Consider the following 19644-nt stretch of genomic DNA (forward strand, 5'->3'; position numbering starts at 1 on the left):
TTTCTTCTTGAGAACTTCACCAGGAAAATATTCTAGGGGTAAGGCTTCTTTTGCCTTTCGCCTGCATTTTTAAATTTCACATCTTAAATCGGGTATAACAATGTTAAGCATCTATGCAAAAAAATTACGTCCGCAACATGAAATGGAAACCATTATTTCTGCAACGTCAGGATTTGAAGAGAAAACCTTAAAAAAATGGCAAAAAATATCCACGTCTGACTCACAATATATTCATATTATCGTCAGCGGTGAAGTTGAATTCCGACGCGAATCCGACGAACTGTGTATGTTCACGGTCACGGGCCAGTGCATTTTTGGTCTTTCTGCTATGTACTACAACGCAACCCATATGTACGGCCTCGTTCGCGGCAACACCGTGGTGCGCTCGATCAAGAAAGAGGTCTTCGCGCAGCTGATGACGGACAACAATTTATGGCCTGAACTGACCAAAGTGCTCTCCTGGTACATTTGCATGCTGAGCAAACGTGACGATGTGCTGGTTGCCCGCAGCGCTTACGCCGTTGTGCGTGAATTCTTATACGAGATTAATGAACTGATTGTTCATCATCAGCGTGATATTAATATTTATGATTATATTCAGGAATACACTAACCTGGCGCGTAGTACCATTATTAAAATCCTCTCCGACCTGAAAAAAGGTCAATATATTGTTGTGGAAAAAGGACGACTCCTTAACCTGACAACGTTGCCGGAAAAATATTAATTACTCCAGCCGATCGCCTTTCTGACTCAAAGGCGATCGGTCATCCACCTTATGTGGCACCCTCGACTGTGAATTATCCTGCGTTTCGTCCACCGGCGGCGCGGGAATTTTGCCTTGCGAATAATCTTGCTCCTGTTCTTTTAACGCCTGCTTAAACAACTCGGTTAAAGAAGCATCCTCACTGCCTGCGCTGGCGGGCGCGACTTCATGCGCTTCGGTGCCGGGTAACGTATCCCGCGACGTATCGTGCGGTTCGGCGCCGTCGGGCGCCTGCTGCCAGTCGGCATCGTCGCTGTTAATCGGCAGATCCTGCATGGCGGGAACGTCAGCCTGCACCGGGGCCGGTTTCGGATGAGGATGCGGGAACGGCTTGCTCACATACACATAGTGCATATCGGAAAGCTGCGTTTCGGGTTTCGCGACGCTCGCTTTTTTTACCGGTTCCGGCGCAGGATGACGCAGGCTCCAGTAAGTATGCGCGTACATGCCCGCCATCAGCATGGCGCACAGGCCCAACGTCCATAAAAAGGCGTTGCCGAAGACTTTTCTCAGGCTGGGGAGGCGGTACGAAAACCAGACCGCCTCCCCGGTAGTGTAGCTGCGCTGGGCAGCAAGACAGATGGTAGACATCAGGAATGCTTCTCCTGCTTTTTAGCGTCCGGTGTGGAACGCGAGGCCTGTATTAATACGCTCGGCGTGGAATGGGTTTCACGCATTAACTGCATCAGCGTATCTTCCCCTGGAATGCCATCCACATGCAGATGCATTTGCTGCTGGAACTCACGGGTGCGTTTCATCATCTCCGCCGTCCAGGTCTGGGCATGGGTTTCGGGCTGGTTAAGAGCCACGCTGAGCTGCTGGTCAAGCCAACCCATGTCTTTCGCATCGCTGGCGGCGCTGATGGCGTCTTTGCCTTCCGGCGTCAGGCGGTGCAGTTGCGTATAGTTCCCGGTGGCATGCTGGTTAAACCAGCTGCGGCTTACCTGCCAGGTGCGGTTGTTCATCAGCAGGTCGAGTGAGTTATCCCCGACGCGAGCGACCACGGCATAGTTGAGGTGATTGCCGGTTTTCAGCTCACTTATCCACGGATAGCCTTCCAGCGCCAGCGCGTCCGGTGAAGCGTTCCCCTGCTTACACATCAGGTTCACCTTCGCGGCATTTTGACACAGGGCATCGTCCGCCGAGGCGTCATACCCCCACATCAGATAGAGCTGATGCATCGCATCCGGCTGATTCACCACCTCGTTGTCGATAACCGGCACCACCGGCGCCTGAACGTGCGGCGTCTGCTGTTTCCAGCTCACAGGTACCGGGAGCTGAACCGGAAGTTTTGCACCGATCGAAGAGGTGAAATACCAGCCGCAGGCGGCGAACAGCACGGACGCGAATAAACCGACGGTAGCCAGGCGCTTACCGTGTTTTTTCGCGGGCAGCGTCTCGCCCGCCGCCAGCCGTAAATGACGCGGGCTGACCTGGGCTGCACGTTCGGTCCAGGCGGCCAGCATCGACAGGTGCGCCAGTTCATTGAGCTTGCTGATATTCCCTTTGGTTAGCGCATGCATCTTGCGCACGCGCGCCGGGGTGAGCGGCGCATTCTCGCACCCGTGCTCTTCATACTGCGCCTGTACGTAGCTGAGAGACTCCCGACAGGTAAGGGGGCGCAGGGAGTGACGGGTATGAGCATATTCACGCAGCTCAGGTTGCTGCATCAGAACGGCGTCCTGATCCGCAGTACCCATCAGCACGATGGACAGGCGAAACTCCATCTCCTGCGCGCGGGTCAGCAGCATCGCCAGCACCTCCCGACAGGTGTCCTTCATGGCCTCGGTATGGGTAATCACCAGCACTTTCGTCCGGTTTTTCCCCCCTTGCCACTGGTGCAGTACGGCATCCACTGCCTGAAGCCGGTTCTTGCTCTCTTTCGTTCCCGGGTTGAGTTTGTACAGCAGGCTACTGGCACTCAGTTTTGGAAACGCGTTGATGGCAAGCACGCCAGGATTAGCGGATTTCAGGGCATCGCTGAACTGACCCAGCAGCGGGGCATCGTCAGCAAAGAGCCCAGTAATCCCCGCCTGTTGGGTTTTCTCTTTCAGCAGGTTGAACACGTCCTGATGATAAGGCACCAGAAAATCCCCGGATAACCGGGTTATTTTCCGAAAGGGCGGATTTTTAAAATTAAAGTGGCTCTGATACATAACGACTTACCGTCTCTGATTAGGAATAGCAACAGGACGAGAAACTAAAGCAACGCTATAGAGTGGTCAATTTGCGCACAGGGTAAAAATATCCTGCCGGTGAGGCCTAACATCTGGATTTTATACGGTCAATATTTTTCTGTATGAAAGTTAGCGGCAAAGTCAGTGGTCGTTTTTACAGCGTGAAATTACTCTTTGCTCACATATTGGCGCAGCACGACGCTGCTTATTTTCGCTTTGTTAAAGGCCAGATGAAAAATGAGGTTCTCATTTCTGTCACGGTGGATAACGCCTTGCATTATGTTTGTGCTGCTAATTTTTTGCGGCCAGCAAGGGTATCTGACGTTTAAAGATTATAAAAAAGTTACGAATAAGTTGGCTAATTCTGATGCGCAGCCGCTGAAAAAACGTCATGACGAAAAGACATTCACCCTTTTCACGGCAGCGGTACGTCAGGACAACACGGCAACGGCGGTAAGCGCCCCGCTGGCAGCAGAGATAGAAGGCATTGTTCGCAGCGATGACGCCTGGCTTTCGTTCGCCGTCATCAAAACGCCGGGTGGCCAGAAGAGCTACCGTGAAGGCGAGCCGCTGATCGGTTTTAACGATGCTTTTATTCAGGAAATTAATAAAGACAATGTGGTGGTTAATTACGAAGGTGCTACGCAGGTACTGGCGTTAAATAAGCCTGATTATTTTAAGGGCGGCGTTGACAGCGGCCCGGTGACCAAATCGACGAAAGATGCAGGCGCGGAAAGCGTGCATCTGAATGATTATCTGGTGTTAAAGCCGTTAATCGAAAAGGGCCAGCTGGAAGGCTACAACATTAATCCAAGGAATGCCTCTTCCTTCTACAGCCATTCAGGGCTGGAAAAGGGTGACGTGGCCGTAAAAGTGAACGCTGTCGATATGACCGATGAAGCTAAGGCAAAAAGTATTATTGCCAACTGGTCGAAAATGAAAGAAGCGGAGGTCGTCGTCAGGCGTCACGCTCACCTTGAAAATATTCGGGTTAATGTTCTAAACAATTAACAAGTGTACAAACATGAAGAAATTTCCATGGGCGTGCGTGGCGCTGACCGCATTGTCGTTATATTCGAGTTCGCTGCTTGCAGCTAACTTTAGCGCGAGCTTTAAAAATACCGATATCCGCGAGTTTATCGATACGGTAGGCCGCAATCTGAACAAAACCATTCTCGTCGATCCGTCCGTTCAGGGCTCGGTGTCTGTGCGAACCTACAACGTGCTGACGGAAGATGAGTATTACCAGTTCTTCCTGAGCGTGCTGGACCTGTACGGTCTGTCGGTGATCCCGATGGATAACGGCATGGTGAAAGTGGTGCGCTCAAGCGTAGCCCGCACCGCCGGCGCGCCGCTGGCGGACAGCAAAAACCCGGGCAAAGGCGATGAGATTATCACCCGCGTGGTGCGCATGGAAAACGTGCCGGTACGCGAACTCGCTCCGCTGCTCCGCCAGCTCAACGATGCCACCGGCATCGGCAACGTGGTGCACTTCGAGCCGTCCAACGTGCTGCTGTTAACCGGTAAAGCCTCGGTGGTGAACCGCCTGGTGGATCTGGTGCAGCGCGTCGATAAAGACGGTATTCAGCGCCGCGAGATCGTGCCGCTGCGCTTTGCCTCCGCCAAAGAGCTCTCGGATATGTTGAACAACCTCAACAACGAAGAGCAGAAGGGGCAGAACGCGCCGCAGCTGGCGACCAAAGTGGTGGCGGATGACGAAACCAATAGCCTGGTGATCAGCGGCTCGGAAGATGCGCGCATGCGTACCCGCTCCCTGATCCAGCAGCTGGACCGCGAGCAGAACAACGAGGGAAATACCCGCGTCTTCTACCTCAAATATGCCAGCGCCACGAAGGTGGTGCCGGTTCTCACCGGGATTGGCGAACAGCTGAAAGACAAGGCCGGCACGCCGAAGGCGAAAACCGCCACCGCGTCCAGCGATCTGAACATCAGCGCCGACGAGTCAACCAACTCGCTGGTGATCACCGCCCAGCCTAACGTGATGAACTCTCTGGAGAAGGTGATCGACAAGCTCGACATCCGCCGTCCGCAGGTGCTGGTGGAAGCGATCATTGCTGAAGTGCAGGACGGTAACGGCCTGGATCTCGGCGTGCAGTGGACCAGCAAGCACGGCGGCGTGCAGTTCGGCTCCACCGGCCTGCCAATCAGCCAGATTAAGAACGGCACCATGAAGGGGGCGAGCTTCACCGGCCTGGCGACCGGCTTCTTTAACGGTGATTTTGGGGCACTGATGTCCGCGCTCTCCACCGACGGCAAAAACGACATTCTCTCCACGCCAAGCGTGGTCACGCTGGATAACAAAGAAGCGTCGTTCAACGTCGGTCAGGATGTGCCGGTGCTCTCCGGTTCGCAGACCACCAGCGGCGACAACGTCTTTAACTCCGTTGAGCGTAAGACGGTTGGTACCAAGCTGAAAATTGTGCCGCAAATCAACGACGGCGACATGATCCACCTGAAGATCGAGCAGGAGGTCTCCAGCGTCGACAACAGCGCGACGGAAGACGCCAGCCTCGGCCCAACCTTTAACACCCGCACCATCAACAACGAAGTGATGGTGCACAGCGGGCAGACGGTGGTGCTCGGCGGCCTGATGGAAAACGTTACCAAGCAGTCGGTCTCCAAAGTGCCGCTGCTGGGCGATATCCCGCTGGTCGGCCAGCTGTTCCGCTATACCTCGCAGGATACGTCGAAACGCAACCTGATGGTGTTTATCCATACCACCGTCCTGCGCGACGACGACAACTACAGCGCGGCGTCGAAAGAGAAATATGACCAGATCCGCGCCCGCCAGCAGCAGCGCGTGGAAGAGAAAAAGCTCGGCATTATCGAACCCACGGATAACGCGGTACTGCCTGCGTTTCCCGTTGACGCCAGCGCTGCACCGGTAAAAACCAGCGCCAGCGCGCCGCGCAATCCGTTTAAACACTAAGGCGGAGAGGGCACCGTGGACGAACTGACTAAAACCCTGTGTAGCAGCAGCTACGCAAAAGATAACGGCGTTCTGTTTTACAACAACGACGTCTATATCCGTGAAGACACCCCGGCGTTTGCACTGCTGGAGGTGCGCCGGGTGCTGGGACGCGCGTTCGTCCCGGTGACCCTGACGCCGGAAGCCTTTGACGAACTGCTGGCTAAGATCTGGCAGCAGAGCAGCGGTGTGTCTCAGCAGTTGGTGGACGACATGGACGCGGATATCGATCTGATGGCGTTAACCGAGGAGATCCCGGATAACGAAGATCTGCTCGATAACGACGAAAACTCCCCGGTGATCCGTCTGATCAACGCCATTCTCGGCGAGGCGGTGAAAGACGGCGCGTCGGATATTCATATCGAAACCTTCGAGCGCACGCTGAGCATTCGCTTTCGCGTCGACGGCGTGCTGCGCCCGGTGCTGCAGCCGGCGCGAAAGCTCGCGCCGCTGCTGGTGTCGCGCATCAAGGTCATGTCAAAACTCGACATCGCCGAGAAGCGCCTGCCGCAGGATGGCCGTATCTCCCTGCGCATTGGCCGCAAGGCCATCGACGTGCGCGTGTCGACCATTCCCTCCCAGTACGGCGAGCGCGTGGTCATGCGCCTGCTCGACAAAAGCAACCTGAAGCCCGACATCAACAAGCTGGGCCTGATTGATGAAGAGCTGGAGAAGTTAAAGGGGCTGATTGACCGCCCGCACGGCATTATCCTGGTCACCGGGCCAACGGGCTCCGGTAAAAGTACCACTCTGTACGCCATTCTCTCGGCGCTGAACGGCCATGAACGCAACATCCTGACCGTTGAAGACCCGATTGAATACGAGCTGGAAGGGGTGGGGCAGACGCAGGTTAACCCGCGCGTGGACATGACCTTTGCCCGCGGGCTGCGCGCCATTCTGCGTCAGGACCCGGACGTGGTGATGATCGGGGAGATTCGCGACGGCGAAACCGCGCAAATTGCGGTGCAGGCGTCGCTCACCGGTCACCTGGTCATGTCTACGCTGCACACCAACAGCGCCGCAGGGGCGATTACCCGTCTGCGCGATATGGGGCTGGAGTCCTTTTTAATTGGTTCATCGTTGCTCGGTGTCATTGCCCAGCGTCTGGTGCGTCGGCTGTGTACCCACTGCCGGACCACCAGTCCGCTGGACGCCAATGAAAAAGCGCTGTTCAGCTTTATGGACGCGCCGCCTAAAAAGATCTATCGCGCGGTGGGGTGCGAGCACTGCCGCCAGAGCGGCTATCAGGGGCGCGCCGGTATTCATGAATTCCTCGTCGTGGACAGCACCATGCGCCGGGCCATTCATGAAGATAAGGACGAGATGTCCATCGAAACGCAGCTCTTTAAGCAGGCCTACAGCCTGCGCGAAAACGGGCTGCTGAAGGTGATCGGCGGCGTAACCTCCCTGGAAGAGGTGATGCGCGTCACCGCCGAGCGCGGGGGGGATGAATAATGGCCTTCTACGCCTGGACGGCGACGGATGCGGCGGGGAAAACCCGGCGCGGCACGCTGCAGGCCGAAGGGCAAAAGCAGGTTCGCCAGATGTTGCGCGAGCAAAAGCTGATGCCCGTGACCATCACCGAAACCCGCGAGGCGGCGGCGTCTGGTAAGGCAAAAACCGGGGCAAAGCTCTCCACGCCGGTGCTGTCGATGTTTACCCGTCAGCTCTCCACGCTGGTCAACGCCGCGCTGCCGCTGGAAAGCGCGCTGAAGGCGATCTCGAAGCAGACGGAAGACAAAAAGCTGGCGGCGATGGTGGTGGAAATTCGTGAAAAGGTGGTGGAAGGGCACACGCTTTTTGACGCCTTCAGCCAGTTTCCGCGCACCTTCGACAAGCTCTACTGCACGCTGGTGATGGCCGGTGAAAAGACCGGCCACCTGGGCGACGTGCTGGAGAAGCTGGCGGAGTACAACGAGCAGCGCCAGAAGATGAAAAGCAAGCTGACGCAGGCGATGGTCTACCCGATCACCCTGACGGTAGTGGCCATCGCTGTCATCAGCATTCTGCTGGTGGCGGTGGTGCCGCAGGTGATCGAACAGTTCACCCACATGAAGCAGCAGCTGCCGATCACCACCCGCACGCTGATTGCGGTGAGCGATTTCCTGCAGGCCTACGGCATCTATATTGTCGGGATCCTGGGCGGTGGGTTTGTCAGTTTTAAAACCTGGCTCAGGAATGCCAAAAACCGTTTTCGCTGGAACCGCTGGCTGGTGAACGGCTCGCCGATTAAAAAGCTGGTGTGCGCCATCAACAGTGCCCGCTATATCCGCACTCTGAGCATTCTGCAGGCCAGCAGCGTGCCGCTGCTGGAGGGGATGTATATCGCCATGGACGGTATCGAAAACCTCTACGCCCGGCAGGTGCTGGAGCAGGCGGCGGATACCGTGCGCCAGGGGGCATCGCTTTACGCGGCGCTGGAACAGGCGAAATTATTCCCGCCAACCATGCTTTACATGATTGCCTCCGGCGAAGAGAGCGGGGAATTAGGCAATTTAATGGACCGCGCGGCGGAAAACCAGGAATCGGCATTACAGCATCGCATTACGTTAACGCTGTCGGTATTTGAACCGGCGCTGGTGGTATCTATGGCGACGATTGTTTTATTCATCGTGCTGTCAATATTACAACCGCTTCTGCAACTTAATAATATGGTAGGTTAAATCATGGCTATAAAAAGAAAACGCCTGGCTCGCCAGGCGGGCTTTACGTTGCTCGAATTAATGGTGGTGATCGTTATTCTCGGCGTTTTAGCGAGTATGGTGGTGCCAAACTTAATGGGCAATAAAGAAAAAGCGGATACGCAAAAAGCAACCAGCGATATTGTCGCGCTCGAAGGTTCGCTGGATATGTACAAGCTGGATAACCACCGTTACCCGACAACCGAGCAGGGTTTACAGGCGCTGGTGACCAAACCTGAAATCGCGCCTATCCCTAACGGCTACCGCGCCGACGGCTATATTCGCCGCCTGCCGCAGGATCCGTGGGGCGGAGATTATATCCTGGTGAGCCCGGGCGAACACGGTGCGGTTGACGTCTTCTCAGCCGGTCCGGACGGTGAGGCCAATACCGCCGATGATATTACGAACTGGTCTCTGGATAAGAAAGAGAAATAATGAAACATCAACGCGGCTTTACGTTGCTGGAAATTATTCTGGCGCTGGTGATATTTGCCAGTTGCGCCATGATGGTTGTGTCAACAATACCCTCGCGCAGCGGTGCGGATATATTTGGCCAGCAATTAAAAGCCCTCGTTGATTATGGTTCAGACCGTGCGGTGATGGACGGAAATATTGTCGGGCTGGTGATAACCCCGGATAACTATCAGCTGGTGACGCTCGAGGATAAAAACGGCGAGCGCCGCTGGGTGCCGTTATCTGCGGGCCGTATTACCACCAAAGGCGATTTCCCTGAGGAGATGCACGTTTCGCTCTCGCCGCAGCGTCTGGCTGCGACGGTCGCCTCCGAGCCGCAGGTACTCTTTTTGCCGGATGGCGAAATCAGCCGCTTCACGCTGACGCTGCAAAGCTATGACAAACAGCACCATTTCCGCGTGGTGTCGCAAGGCGCGGCCCCGGTATCGGTAGAAAACGATGGCTAACGGAAAGAAAAGGCAAACGGGAATGACGCTGCTGGAGGTGATGGTCGCGCTGGTGATCTTCTCCACCGCCGCGCTGGCGCTGATGAACTCGGTCTCCCTGAACGTGCGTTTTACCCACGGGCTGGCCGACACGCTGCAGGCGAGCTGGGTAGCTGAGAATCAGCTGGCAGAAGCGCAGCTCGCGAAAGCCGACTTCCCGGATGCTGAGCAGCAGGGAACAGAAATCATGGGTGGACGCAGCTGGAACTGGCGCAAGCAGCGGGTCAAAACCGCCGACAGCGGCTGGGCTAACGCCATCCGCGTGTATGCGGAAGGCGACGACAGCCAGCCGGTTATCGCGCTGCAGATCGTTGGGCCGGGAGAGAGCAAGTGAAGAACACCCGACGCCAGCGCGGTTTTACCCTGCTGGAGATCATGATTGCGCTGACCATCTTTGCGGTGATCAGCACCCTGGCCTGGCAAATTCTGGACGGGGCGATGCGCACCAGTTCGGCCACCGATGCCAGCGCGGCGAAGCTCAATCAGCTCCAGCGAGCCTGGAACCTGATGGAGCGCGATTTCTACCAGCTGCAGGCGCGCGCGCCGCGCAACGAGCCGGACCTGTTCCGTCAGGTGGACGATGCAATTGAGCTGACCACGCTGAACGGCGTGAGCGGAACGGTCCAGCTGGAGCGCGTGCGCTGGCGGCTGGAAGCGGGGCGGTTGTATCGCGACGTCTGGCCGGTGATTGACGGCCCGGTGGACGCCAAACCCGACGAGGTGCCGATTGTCAGCGAGGTGAAATCACTCCAGTGGCGTTTTTACCGTCAGGGCTGGCAGAAAAGCTGGAGCGACCCGGCGCACCTGCCGGACGGCGTGGAGCTGACGCTGACCATGGAAAACGGCGATACCTGGCGCTGGGTCTTTACGACCCCGGGCGATCTGCCTGACGCAGCCACACCTGCGCCTGCCGCAGCGCCAGAGGCCGCGCCTGCCGCAGCGCCAGAGGCCGCGCCTGCGCCGCAGCCGGCACCGGAAGTGAAGCCATGAGCCGATTACAGAAACAGAAAGGCGTGGCGCTGCTGGTGGTGCTGATCCTGCTGGTGATGATGTCGGCGCTGGCCGCCAAAATCAGCCAGCAGTTCTGCCGCAACCTGCAAAAAACGCATTACCAGGTAAGCCAGCAGCAGCTGCGCTGGGCGATGCAGGCGCAGGAAAAGGTGGTGAAAGACAGGCTGCAGACCGACGCCAGCGGGGAAAACAAACCGATCTCCCTCGACGGCGACTGGCATCAGCCGCTGGAAACCCGCGGCGAAGACTATACGGTGGTCAGCCAGGTGGAAGACGCACAGGACTGCTTTAACGTCAACAACCTGCTGGCGGTCGAAAAAATGGCGCAGGGGCAAAATGCCCCAACGGTGCCGGAAAAGCCCCGCAGAGAGCAGATTGTTGAACAGCTTCTGACGGAGAGCGGCCTGAGCCAGACCAACGCGGAAGAGGTGTATCTGCAACTGGTGGACTATCTCGATGGCGACGCGACGACGATCAAAGAGGGCGCCGAGACCGATGCCTGGGCTGGCGTAGTGCCCGCGCGTCAACCGGCGAACCAGATGATGCGCACGGTTGCCGAGATCAAGCTGCTGCCTGCGTTCCCGGCTGCCGCTTACCCGAAGGTGAGCAAGCTCTTGTGCGCGCTGCCGGACTCCGCCAGCAAGGTGGATGTGAACACTCTGAAACCGGAGCAGGCCGCCCTACTGGCCGCCCTGTTCCCGGGAAAACTCAATGAAGATGATGCCGTTCGCCTGATTGAATCGCGTCCTGAAACCGGCTGGGAAAATATGGAAACCTTCAGCAAAGCGCTGGAGCAGACCTTCCCGCAGTTGAAAGACGACCTCCCGCAGGTGGCCGACTTTCTCTCCATTAATAGCCGGTATTTCCGCGTCAATTATACCGGCAATACCGATGAATTAACGCTTCGCGTGGTGAGCCAGCTTCAGGTGAATAACGAAGCCGGTGAGATCGTGACGTGGCAACGTCGTTACCGAATGATTGAATAAGAAAAGTAGAACGCTATGAAACAGGTCCTTTTTGTTCGTCCCGACAGCCGCGAGGGCGGGAAAATAATGTGGTGTGTCTCCGGCAGCCAGCAGGTTGAGGTGCTGGAGAGCCTGGACGCGCTGGCGGACCATCCTCTGGCCGCCCGCGTTTGCCTGCTGCTGCCCGCCAGCAGCATGATCTTCCGCCACTTTACGCTGCCGAAGAAAGTCGCCTCGCAGGCGACGGCGTTCTCGTGGATGGCGGAAGAGACGCTGATTGGTGACGTGGATAACCTTCACTGGACGGTGCTAAACAAAAAGGGTGCCGAGGTTGACGCGGTGGCCATCGACGCCGATTGCCTGCGCGGCTGGTTAACCCGCTGTCAGCATGCCGGATTAAAAGTCATTCAGGCGCTGCCGGATGCCTGGCTGCTGCCGGTGACGGCGGGCGGAAGCACGCTTGTCTCCCTGGACGACGGCTACTGGCTGCGTTTATCGCCGCATGTCGCCAGCGAAATGGAGGCCAGCCTGCTGCCTCTTCTGATGCAGAAAGCCGGCGAGGGCAACGTGTGCTGCTACGGTGACGCGCCTGCTGGCGTCGACGTTGACGTCGAGCACCCCTGGCAGCATCCGCTGGTCTTGATCCAGCCGCAGTGGCACGCCTGCCGCGTTACGCTCCTGCACGGTGAATTCAGCGCGAAAGCGGGCTCGGGTAAAGCCTCGAAGGGCATCAAAGCGGCGATGGCCGCAGCGGGCCTGATCTCCCTCGGCCTGTTGCTGGGCCCGCGCGTCGCCATGGCCTGGATGCTGGTGCAGCAGGAGAATGCCATTCAGCAGGAGATTGTTCAGGTTTACCAGCACCATTTTCCCAGCATGCACCAGCAGACCAACATCAAATATCACTTTGGCCAAAACATGAAGAAGCAGACCAAAGGGGTATTTTTGCAGCTTGAAAAACTGGAAAAAGCCAGGCAGATCGTGCCGGAAATGGAAATCGATCTGCTGGAATATGATGCCGGGCAAAACACGCTGACGCTGAGCGTCACTGCGCAAACTCAAACCGCGTTGCAGACGTTTGTGAATCAGGCCGGTGAGAATTTTGATTTCACCTTACAGCCTGTTTCCACCACTGCGCCTTATACCGCCATGATCGCAGGGAAATATAAATGAAAGAGCGAATCACGCAGCTTAAGTCTCGTTACCAGAATTACAGTGCCAGAGAAAAAGTCATCATAAAAATATGTGCCATAGCCCTGTTGGGCTCTGCCGTTTATTACGCAGGCATAATCCCGCTGGATAATATGATTCAAAATAGTAAAGCCACACTGACCAGACAAAAAGAGACGCTGAACTGGATGCGCAGTGAAATAGATAAAAATCATCTCCAGGTTCAGATCGTCAAAACGGATAATCCACGTACGGTGGTGGAGCGCAGCGCGCAGGAAATTAATCTTCCTCTGTCGGATGTGCGTCAGGATGGACAAACCTTATCGTTCGTCGTTAATCGCGTAAATGTGTATGAATTAAAAAGCTGGCTTCGGGAAATTAACCAGACCTCCGGCGTCAGGTTGCAAAAAATGAACCTTACGCCGGTCGATCATCTTAGCGACGTAAAAGCCGAGGTGCAGCTCACCTGGAGCAAAACCGCATGAATACCTTCGCGCTGATGCGGGACGTTTACCCGGTGGGGTTCCCGGTGATGAGCGCGATCCTGGGCGGTATTGTGGGGAGCTTTCTGGGCGTCGTCGCCGAGCGCGTACCGGGCATGGTGATGGACGAAGAGGGCGGCGGCAATTTGCTGTACCCGGCCTCGCACTGCCCGGCGTGTCGGCACGCGCTGGCCGCCTGGGAGAATATCCCACTGGTCAGCTGGCTTGTTTTACGCGGACGCTGTAGCCGCTGCGGCACCGCTATTCCGCTGCGGATATTTTTAATCGAACTTTTCTCCGCGCTGTTTTTTGGCATTACCGCCTGGAGTATGCCGAACGTCCAGTCATTGTTCTCCCTGTGGCTGCTGGCGGCGTTTTTATTGCCCCTTGCCATGATCGACTGGCGGCACCAGCTGCTGCCGGACTGCCTGACCCAACCCCTGTTGTGGGCGGGATTACTGCTCCATGCGTTTGACCATACGCTGCCGCTGTGCGATGCGCTGTTCGGCGCCGTGGCGGGCTATCTGTCTCTCTGGCTGCTGTACTGGGCGTTTCGCCTGACCACCGGACGGGAAGGGCTGGGATATGGTGATTTTAAGCTGCTGGCGGCCCTGGGCGCCTGGTGTGGTTGGCAGGCATTGCCCTCGCTGGAATTAATCGCCGCGTTGAGCGGTATTGTCGGTTATTTCGCTTTAACTTATTTAAATAAAAATAACCTAACTATTTCTTTCGGACCGTATCTCTCATTTGCTGGAATAGTGGTGTTTATTGCGCAGCAGTTTGCTTTCATATTTTAAATATTCAGGTCAAGTTTTTTTATAAATTTTTTCGATGGTGGAAGAGAAGGACGTCTCTTTGCGCTCAGTGTATCGTAAGGGATATAAGCTACACGGAATTTGGGCTTGTATCTTTTTATGGAGGAATACAACGCAGCAACACTTTTTTGTCATGGTTTTCAGGTTGGTTAAATACGCATTACGCGAAAACACGCCATGTTCTCATGGAAGACATGGGTTATTAACGTTACGAATAAATTTATCAGGAAATATAAATGAAATTTATGAAGCCTAAATATCTGGCGCTTTTTGTTGCAGCCGCAACAAGCTCTGTATTTGCAGCGGCACCAGGTACGCCGACTATCGGCTATGGCAATGACAAGTTTGCGCTTGTTGAAGTCGACCAGGCGGCACAGGACTACAACAACCTCGTTAAAGTGCACAACGATGGTGTGGATGTAAAAGTCGAGTGGAACGTCTGGAGCGGTGATGCACCAACCTCGGCAAAAGTGCTGCTGGATGGTAATACCGTCTGGACAGGGGCGGGCAGCGCGAACGGCTCTGCGACCTTCAAGGTGAAAAAGGGCGGACGTTATCAGGAGCAGGTTGAACTCTGTAATACCAGCGGCTGCACGAAGAGCGCCAGCAAGCTGATCATTGTTGCAGATACCGACGGTAGCCACCTGCTGCCGCTGAATGCGCCAATGCAGGAGAACAACAAAACCTTCGCTAAGCACACCGATAAAGTGGTTGCGGCCTATTTCCCTGAATGGGGCGTGTACGGTCGTAACTTCCCGGTTGATAAAATTCCGGCAGCTAACCTGAACCACATCCTGTACGGCTTCATTCCAATCTGTGGCGGTGACGGCATCAACGACGGTCTGAAAACCGTTGAAGGCGGTAACAGCTTCGAAGTGCTTCAGCGTGACTGCCAGGGCCGCCCGGACTTTACCGTGGCGATCCACGATCCATGGGCTGCGCTGCAAAAACCGCAGTCTGGCGTTTCTAACTGGGACGACCCGTACAAAGGTAACTTTGGCCAGCTGATGGCGCTGAAAAAAGCGCATCCAGACCTGAAAGTGCTGCCTTCCATCGGTGGCTGGACCCTGTCCGATCCGTTCTACCACATGGGCGACCCTGCTATTCGCGCGCGCTTCGTCTCTTCTGTTAAAGATTTCCTGCAAACCTGGAAATTCTTCGACGGCGTAGATATCGACTGGGAATTCCCGGGCGGCGGCGGCGTGACTGAAACCCTGGGCAACCCGCAGCAAGATAAAGCCACCTATACCGCGCTGATTCACGATCTTCGTACCATGCTGAACGAACTGTCTGCGCAGACTGGCCGTACTTATGAACTGACCAGCGCCATCGGGGCCGGTAAAGATAAGATTGAAGACGTGGATTACACCACGGCGCAGAAAGATCTCGACCACATCTTCCTGATGAGCTACGACTTCTTCGGCGGCTGGAGCAACACCGAGCTGGGCCATCAGGCTGCGCTGCGTGCGCCGTCCTGGAGACCAGACACCAGCTACACCACTGAAAACGGCGTTAACGCGCTGCTGCAGCAGGGCGTACAGCCAGGCAAGATCGTGGTGGGTGCGGGCATGTATGGCCGCGGCTGGACGGGCGTGCATGGCTACACAGGCGATAATCCATTCACCGGTACCGCAACCGGCATGGTGAAAGGCACCTGGGAACCGGGCGTGGTTGACTATCGTCAGATTGTTAACGAATACAAGGGCAAGCCAGGCTGGGAATCCGGTTACGACGCAACGGCTGAAGCGCCTTATGTGTTCAACAAATCCACCGGTGACCTGATCTCTTATGAAGATGCGCGTTCTACTACCGCAAAAGGTAAGTACGTGCTGGCGAATAACCTGGGCGGTCTCTTCGCATGGTCTATCGATTCTGATACCGGCGATATCCTGAACGCGATGAACGAGAGCCTGATGGGCGGTTCTACTCCGGTCGACCCGGTTGTAACCAACCACGCGCCAATCGCTTCATCTGCTGACCAGAACATCTCTGGCCCGGCAACCGTTACGCTCGATGGTTCTGCTTCCAGCGATCCAGATGGTGATGCAATTACCTATAAATGGACTCAGGTTTCTGGCCCATCGGTCACTATTGCCAATAGCACCAAAGCGAAAGCGACCTTTAACATTGCAGCAGCGACTTCCGACCAGACTCTGGTGTTCCGCCTGACGGTGACTGACGCTAAAGGCCTGAGCAACGCAATTGATGTGCAGGTAGTGAACAAAGCACCGAAAGCCAACCAGGCGCCGGTTGTGAACCAGATGGAAGCGGTAACGCTGCAGGCGGGTGATACTTACGCCCTGCATGCTCAGGCTGCGGATCCAGACGGCGATGCGCTGACCTATGCCTGGAGCGTTCCAGCGGATATGCACGCGACCGGTACTGATACGGCGAACGTGAACATCACCGCGCCAGAGGTGAGCAATGAGACCTCCTACACGCTGAGCGTTGTGGTCAGTGATGGTAAAACCAGCGTTCAGTCCAACGTCCAGGTCGTGGTAACACCAAAACCAGCAGACGTGACGCCTCCGGCTGAAGACGTTACACCACCTGCTGACGAGGTAACGCCGCCTGCTGACGAGGTAACACCGCCTGCTGATGAAGTGACCCCGCCGTCTGGTGATGCGACGACCGGCAGCTGTGACGCCCCTGTTGATGCGAATGCCAGCAAATATGCGGCATGGTCTTCCAGCAAGGTTTACAACACTGGCGATACCGTCAGCAGCGGAAACCTGGTATGGAAAGCGAAGTACTGGACTCAGGGCAACAAGCCAGGCTTCGATGTCGACGCATGGGAACTGGTAAGCCAGGTGAAAATGAACTGGCGTTCAGATGTGGTTTATAACGGCGGTGAAACCACCACGTATAACGGTTCTGTATACCGTGCGAAGTGGTGGACCCGTGGTGATAACCCGGCAAAAAGCGATGTATGGGTGAAAGAAGGCGCGTCAACTGACTGCAAATAATCTTCGTAGCCTGAAATTGCGGGATTGATATCATCCCGCAATACGTTGGCCACACCCCACTTCGGGTGTGGCCAATATCATAAACAATAATAATTCGTGCGCAAAGAGAGGGATGTAATTCAATAAGCAGGTAAAGAAATGAAACGTTTCATACTTTTATTACTCATCGTTAGTCAAAGTGTTTTTGCAAATTGCTGGGATCACGCAGCGCATTATTATCACGTCGATCCGTATTTATTATACGCAATTGCAAAAGTGGAATCAGGCATGAATCCGTATGCCGTGGGTTGGAATCGCGATGGTTCAAGAGATGTGGGGTTAATGCAAATTAATAGTACGCACTTTAGCGAGTTACAGCGTCAGGGGATTGATGAGTCTCGACTTATTTCCGAACCGTGCACGTCGATTATGGTGGGGGCATCCATCTTATCCAGTATGATAAAAGTATATGGTTATAACTGGGAAGCAGTCGGTGCATATAACGCAGGGTTGAAAAAAGAGAATTATCCGCAGCGAATGATATATGCCCGAAAAGTCTGGAATAAATATCAACAAATCAAAACGGAAAAAGCGAACGTGTATTGAGCTTTTACTTTTTGAAGAGTACCGGTCGGTGTTCTTCAAAAAGTGTAAAGAACCGCATTCTCAGGTTTATTTATTAAGGGAGTAATACATAAGCCGGGATTGCACAAACCATTATTGCTTATATACAGGATTTTTTGAAATGACTAAAAGGACATTACTGAGCATTATCGTGGCAGGTGCATGCATTGCACCGTTTATGGCTCAGGCTGCAACGCTGCAGGCAACCAGCAGCGAACCGTACACCATGAAAGCCAGCGATCTGGCGAAGAAGGAAAAAGAGCTGACCAGCTTCCCGCTGATGGCCTCCGTAAAAGAGACTATTCAGACGCTGGACAATGCTCAGGTTGAAATGATTGAGCCAGGCCGCGCGGCAAACCCGGATAACGTGAAGCGTGTTGAAGGGATCGTGAAGGCCAGCGACTGGGAATACCTGTTCCCGATGCGTGCGCAGTCCTATACCTATAGCAACTTCCTGAAAGCGGTGGGTAAATTCCCGGCACTGTGTAAAACCTATAACGACGGCCGAGACAGCGATGCAATCTGTCGTAAAGAGCTGGCAACCATGTTTGCCCACTTTGCGCAGGAAACCGGCGGCCACGAAAGCTGGCGTCCTGAAGCAGAATGGCGTCAGGCGCTGGTGCATGTCCGCGAAATGGGCTGGACTGAAGGTCAGAAGGGCGGCTATAACGGCGAATGTAATCCGGACATCTGGCAGGGGCAGACCTGGCCATGCGGGAAAGACAAAGATGGTGATTTCGTAAGCTACTTCGGCCGCGGTGCTAAACAACTGTCTTACAACTACAACTACGGTCCGTTCTCTGAAGCGATGTTTGGTACTGTCCGTACCCTGTTGGACAAGCCTGAACTGGTGGCCGACACCTGGCTGAACCTGGCGAGCGCCATCTTCTTCTTCGCCTATCCGCAGCCGCCAAAACCAAGCATGTTGCAGGTTATTGACGGAACCTGGCAGCCAAACGATCGCGACAAAGCTAACGGACTGGTCCCAGGCTTCGGCGTGACCACTCAGATCATCAACGGCGGCGTCGAGTGCGGCGGCCCGACTGAAATTGCGCAGTCTCAGAACCGTATCAAGTACTACAAAGAGTTCGCGAACTACCTGAAAGTGCCTGTTCCGGCAAATGAAGTGCTGGGCTGCGCCAACATGAAGCAGTTCGATGAAGGCGGCGCCGGCGCGCTGAAGATCTACTGGGAACAGGACTGGGGATGGAGTGCCGATACGCCAGACGGTAAGACCTACTCTTGCCAGCTGGTGGGCTACCAGACGCCATTCAGCGCGTTCAAAGAGGGGGACTACACCAACTGCGTTAAGAAGTTCTATAACGTGAACATCATCAACGACGACGGTTCTGCCACTACGCCGGATGAAAAACCCGTTACGCCAACGCCAGCTGAAGAGGAAACGCCAGCACCAGCGCCAGTACCGGATGAAACGCCGGCAGTCGTGAACCACGCGCCTGTCGCACATATTGCAGGTCCAATCGGTGCGGTTGATGCCGGTGCGCAGGTTTCTCTGAGCGCGGAAGGTTCTACCGATGCTGATGGCAACAAGCTGACCTATACCTGGCGTTCACAGGATGGCCAGACCGTCACCGGTCAGGATAAAGCGGTTGTGACCTTCAAGGCGCCAGAAGCGGCGACGGCTCAGCAGATTGAAATCAGCCTCACCGTCAGCGATGGCGAACTGAGCAGCACCACCTCTTACCTGCTGAACGTGAAGGCAAAAGCGGCTACACCATCTAAGGATGAAGGCGCTTCTGGCTCTTACGCCGCGTGGAGTGCGAACAGCAAGTACAACGCAGGTGATATCGTGAACAACCACGGTAAACTGTTCCAGTGCAAACCGTTCCCGTACAGCGGCTGGTGTAACAACGCTCCGGCATACTATGAACCAGGCGCAGGCCTGGCATGGTCTGACGCCTGGACGGCATTATAAACAGCAAACGGCAACCGAAAGGTTGCCGTTTTAGTGTTTGCACCCTCTCCCCGTGGGAGAGGGCCGGGGTGAGGGCATCAGGCCGCACACTCTGTTTTTGCCGGGTGGCGCTGCGCTTACCCGGCCTACA

General features: G+C 55.4%; 18 protein-coding genes. 16 read left to right on the plus strand and 2 right to left on the minus strand.

From position 1 onward, the window contains the following. Positions 1–100: 100 nt before the first annotated feature. Entirely contained in the window at positions 101–724 is a 624-nt protein-coding gene (locus AB8846_RS00125; protein WP_063144466.1) for a helix-turn-helix domain-containing protein, read from the plus strand. On the opposite strand, the gene AB8846_RS00130 is transcribed toward AB8846_RS00125, so the two are convergent. Then, positions 725–1354, minus strand: coding sequence for a hypothetical protein (locus tag AB8846_RS00130; protein WP_331412876.1), 630 nt, complete (start codon positions 1352–1354; stop codon positions 725–727). Next, positions 1354–2919, minus strand: a complete 1566-nt coding sequence (locus AB8846_RS00135) for a peptidoglycan-binding protein (RefSeq protein WP_370731738.1) — start codon at positions 2917–2919, stop codon at positions 1354–1356. The genes AB8846_RS00130 and AB8846_RS00135 overlap by 1 nt, the downstream gene beginning before the upstream one ends. A 300-nt stretch (positions 2920–3219) precedes the next feature. Here AB8846_RS00135 and gspC point away from each other — a divergent pair, with 300 nt between their 5' ends. The 15 genes from gspC (at position 3220) to AB8846_RS00210 (ending at position 19514) form a co-directional block, all read left to right on the plus strand. Beyond that, a complete protein-coding gene (gspC, locus tag AB8846_RS00140) occupies positions 3220–3951 on the plus strand; it encodes a type II secretion system protein GspC (RefSeq protein WP_331412873.1) in 732 nt (243 codons plus the stop codon). A 13-nt stretch (positions 3952–3964) separates the two neighbouring features. Continuing rightward, entirely contained in the window at positions 3965–5890 is a 1926-nt protein-coding gene (gspD, locus tag AB8846_RS00145; RefSeq protein WP_370731739.1) for a type II secretion system secretin GspD, read from the plus strand. Between the two features lie 15 nt (positions 5891–5905). Then, positions 5906–7384 (plus strand): type II secretion system ATPase GspE, encoded by a 1479-nt coding sequence (gene gspE, locus AB8846_RS00150; protein WP_063144461.1) that lies wholly within the window; start codon positions 5906–5908, stop codon positions 7382–7384. Then, entirely contained in the window at positions 7384–8592 is a 1209-nt protein-coding gene (gspF, locus tag AB8846_RS00155; RefSeq protein ID WP_370731740.1) for a type II secretion system inner membrane protein GspF, read from the plus strand. The genes gspE and gspF overlap by 1 nt, the downstream gene beginning before the upstream one ends. 3 nt (positions 8593–8595) lie before the next feature. Then, the gene (gene gspG / locus AB8846_RS00160) at positions 8596–9045 is read left to right on the plus strand and encodes a type II secretion system major pseudopilin GspG (RefSeq protein WP_063144459.1); all 450 of its coding nucleotides are present in this window, start codon (positions 8596–8598) and stop codon (positions 9043–9045) included. Further along, positions 9045–9530 carry a type II secretion system minor pseudopilin GspH gene (gspH, locus tag AB8846_RS00165; protein WP_063144458.1) on the plus strand — a complete coding sequence of 162 codons (486 nt, stop codon included), beginning with the start codon at positions 9045–9047 and terminating at the stop codon, positions 9528–9530. Before gspG ends, gspH begins: the two co-directional genes overlap by 1 nt. Continuing rightward, on the plus strand, positions 9523–9903 hold the full coding sequence (gene gspI, locus AB8846_RS00170) for a type II secretion system minor pseudopilin GspI (RefSeq protein WP_370731741.1): 381 nt from the start codon (positions 9523–9525) through the stop codon (positions 9901–9903). Before gspH ends, gspI begins: the two co-directional genes overlap by 8 nt. Beyond that, a complete protein-coding gene (gene gspJ, locus AB8846_RS00175; RefSeq protein ID WP_370731742.1) occupies positions 9900–10559 on the plus strand; it encodes a type II secretion system minor pseudopilin GspJ in 660 nt (219 codons plus the stop codon). The genes gspI and gspJ overlap by 4 nt, the downstream gene beginning before the upstream one ends. Then, positions 10556–11566, plus strand: a complete 1011-nt coding sequence (gspK, locus tag AB8846_RS00180) for a type II secretion system minor pseudopilin GspK (protein WP_370731743.1) — start codon at positions 10556–10558, stop codon at positions 11564–11566. Before gspJ ends, gspK begins: the two co-directional genes overlap by 4 nt. 15 nt (positions 11567–11581) lie before the next feature. After that, positions 11582–12715: a type II secretion system protein GspL gene (gene gspL / locus AB8846_RS00185; RefSeq protein ID WP_370731744.1), complete on the plus strand. Its 1134-nt coding sequence runs from the start codon at positions 11582–11584 to the stop codon at positions 12713–12715. Beyond that, the gene (gene gspM / locus AB8846_RS00190) at positions 12712–13197 is read left to right on the plus strand and encodes a type II secretion system protein GspM (RefSeq protein ID WP_063144453.1); all 486 of its coding nucleotides are present in this window, start codon (positions 12712–12714) and stop codon (positions 13195–13197) included. The genes gspL and gspM overlap by 4 nt, the downstream gene beginning before the upstream one ends. After that, the gene (locus AB8846_RS00195) at positions 13194–13991 is read left to right on the plus strand and encodes an A24 family peptidase (protein WP_331412862.1); all 798 of its coding nucleotides are present in this window, start codon (positions 13194–13196) and stop codon (positions 13989–13991) included. The genes gspM and AB8846_RS00195 overlap by 4 nt, the downstream gene beginning before the upstream one ends. Positions 13992–14245: 254 nt before the next feature. Further along, positions 14246–16975: a glycosyl hydrolase family 18 protein gene (locus tag AB8846_RS00200; RefSeq protein WP_370731745.1), complete on the plus strand. Its 2730-nt coding sequence runs from the start codon at positions 14246–14248 to the stop codon at positions 16973–16975. A 138-nt stretch (positions 16976–17113) separates the two neighbouring features. Continuing rightward, on the plus strand, positions 17114–17560 hold the full coding sequence (gene iagB, locus AB8846_RS00205; RefSeq protein WP_063144450.1) for a type III secretion system invasion protein IagB: 447 nt from the start codon (positions 17114–17116) through the stop codon (positions 17558–17560). A gap of 139 nt (positions 17561–17699) precedes the next feature. Continuing rightward, a complete protein-coding gene (locus AB8846_RS00210) occupies positions 17700–19514 on the plus strand; it encodes a glycoside hydrolase family 19 protein (RefSeq protein ID WP_063144449.1) in 1815 nt (604 codons plus the stop codon). Positions 19515–19644 lie beyond the last annotated feature (130 nt).

The sequence above is a fragment of the Enterobacter sp. KB-221C9 genome (genome assembly GCF_041320715.1).
GTDB lineage: Bacteria > Pseudomonadota > Gammaproteobacteria > Enterobacterales > Enterobacteriaceae > Enterobacter > Enterobacter asburiae_D.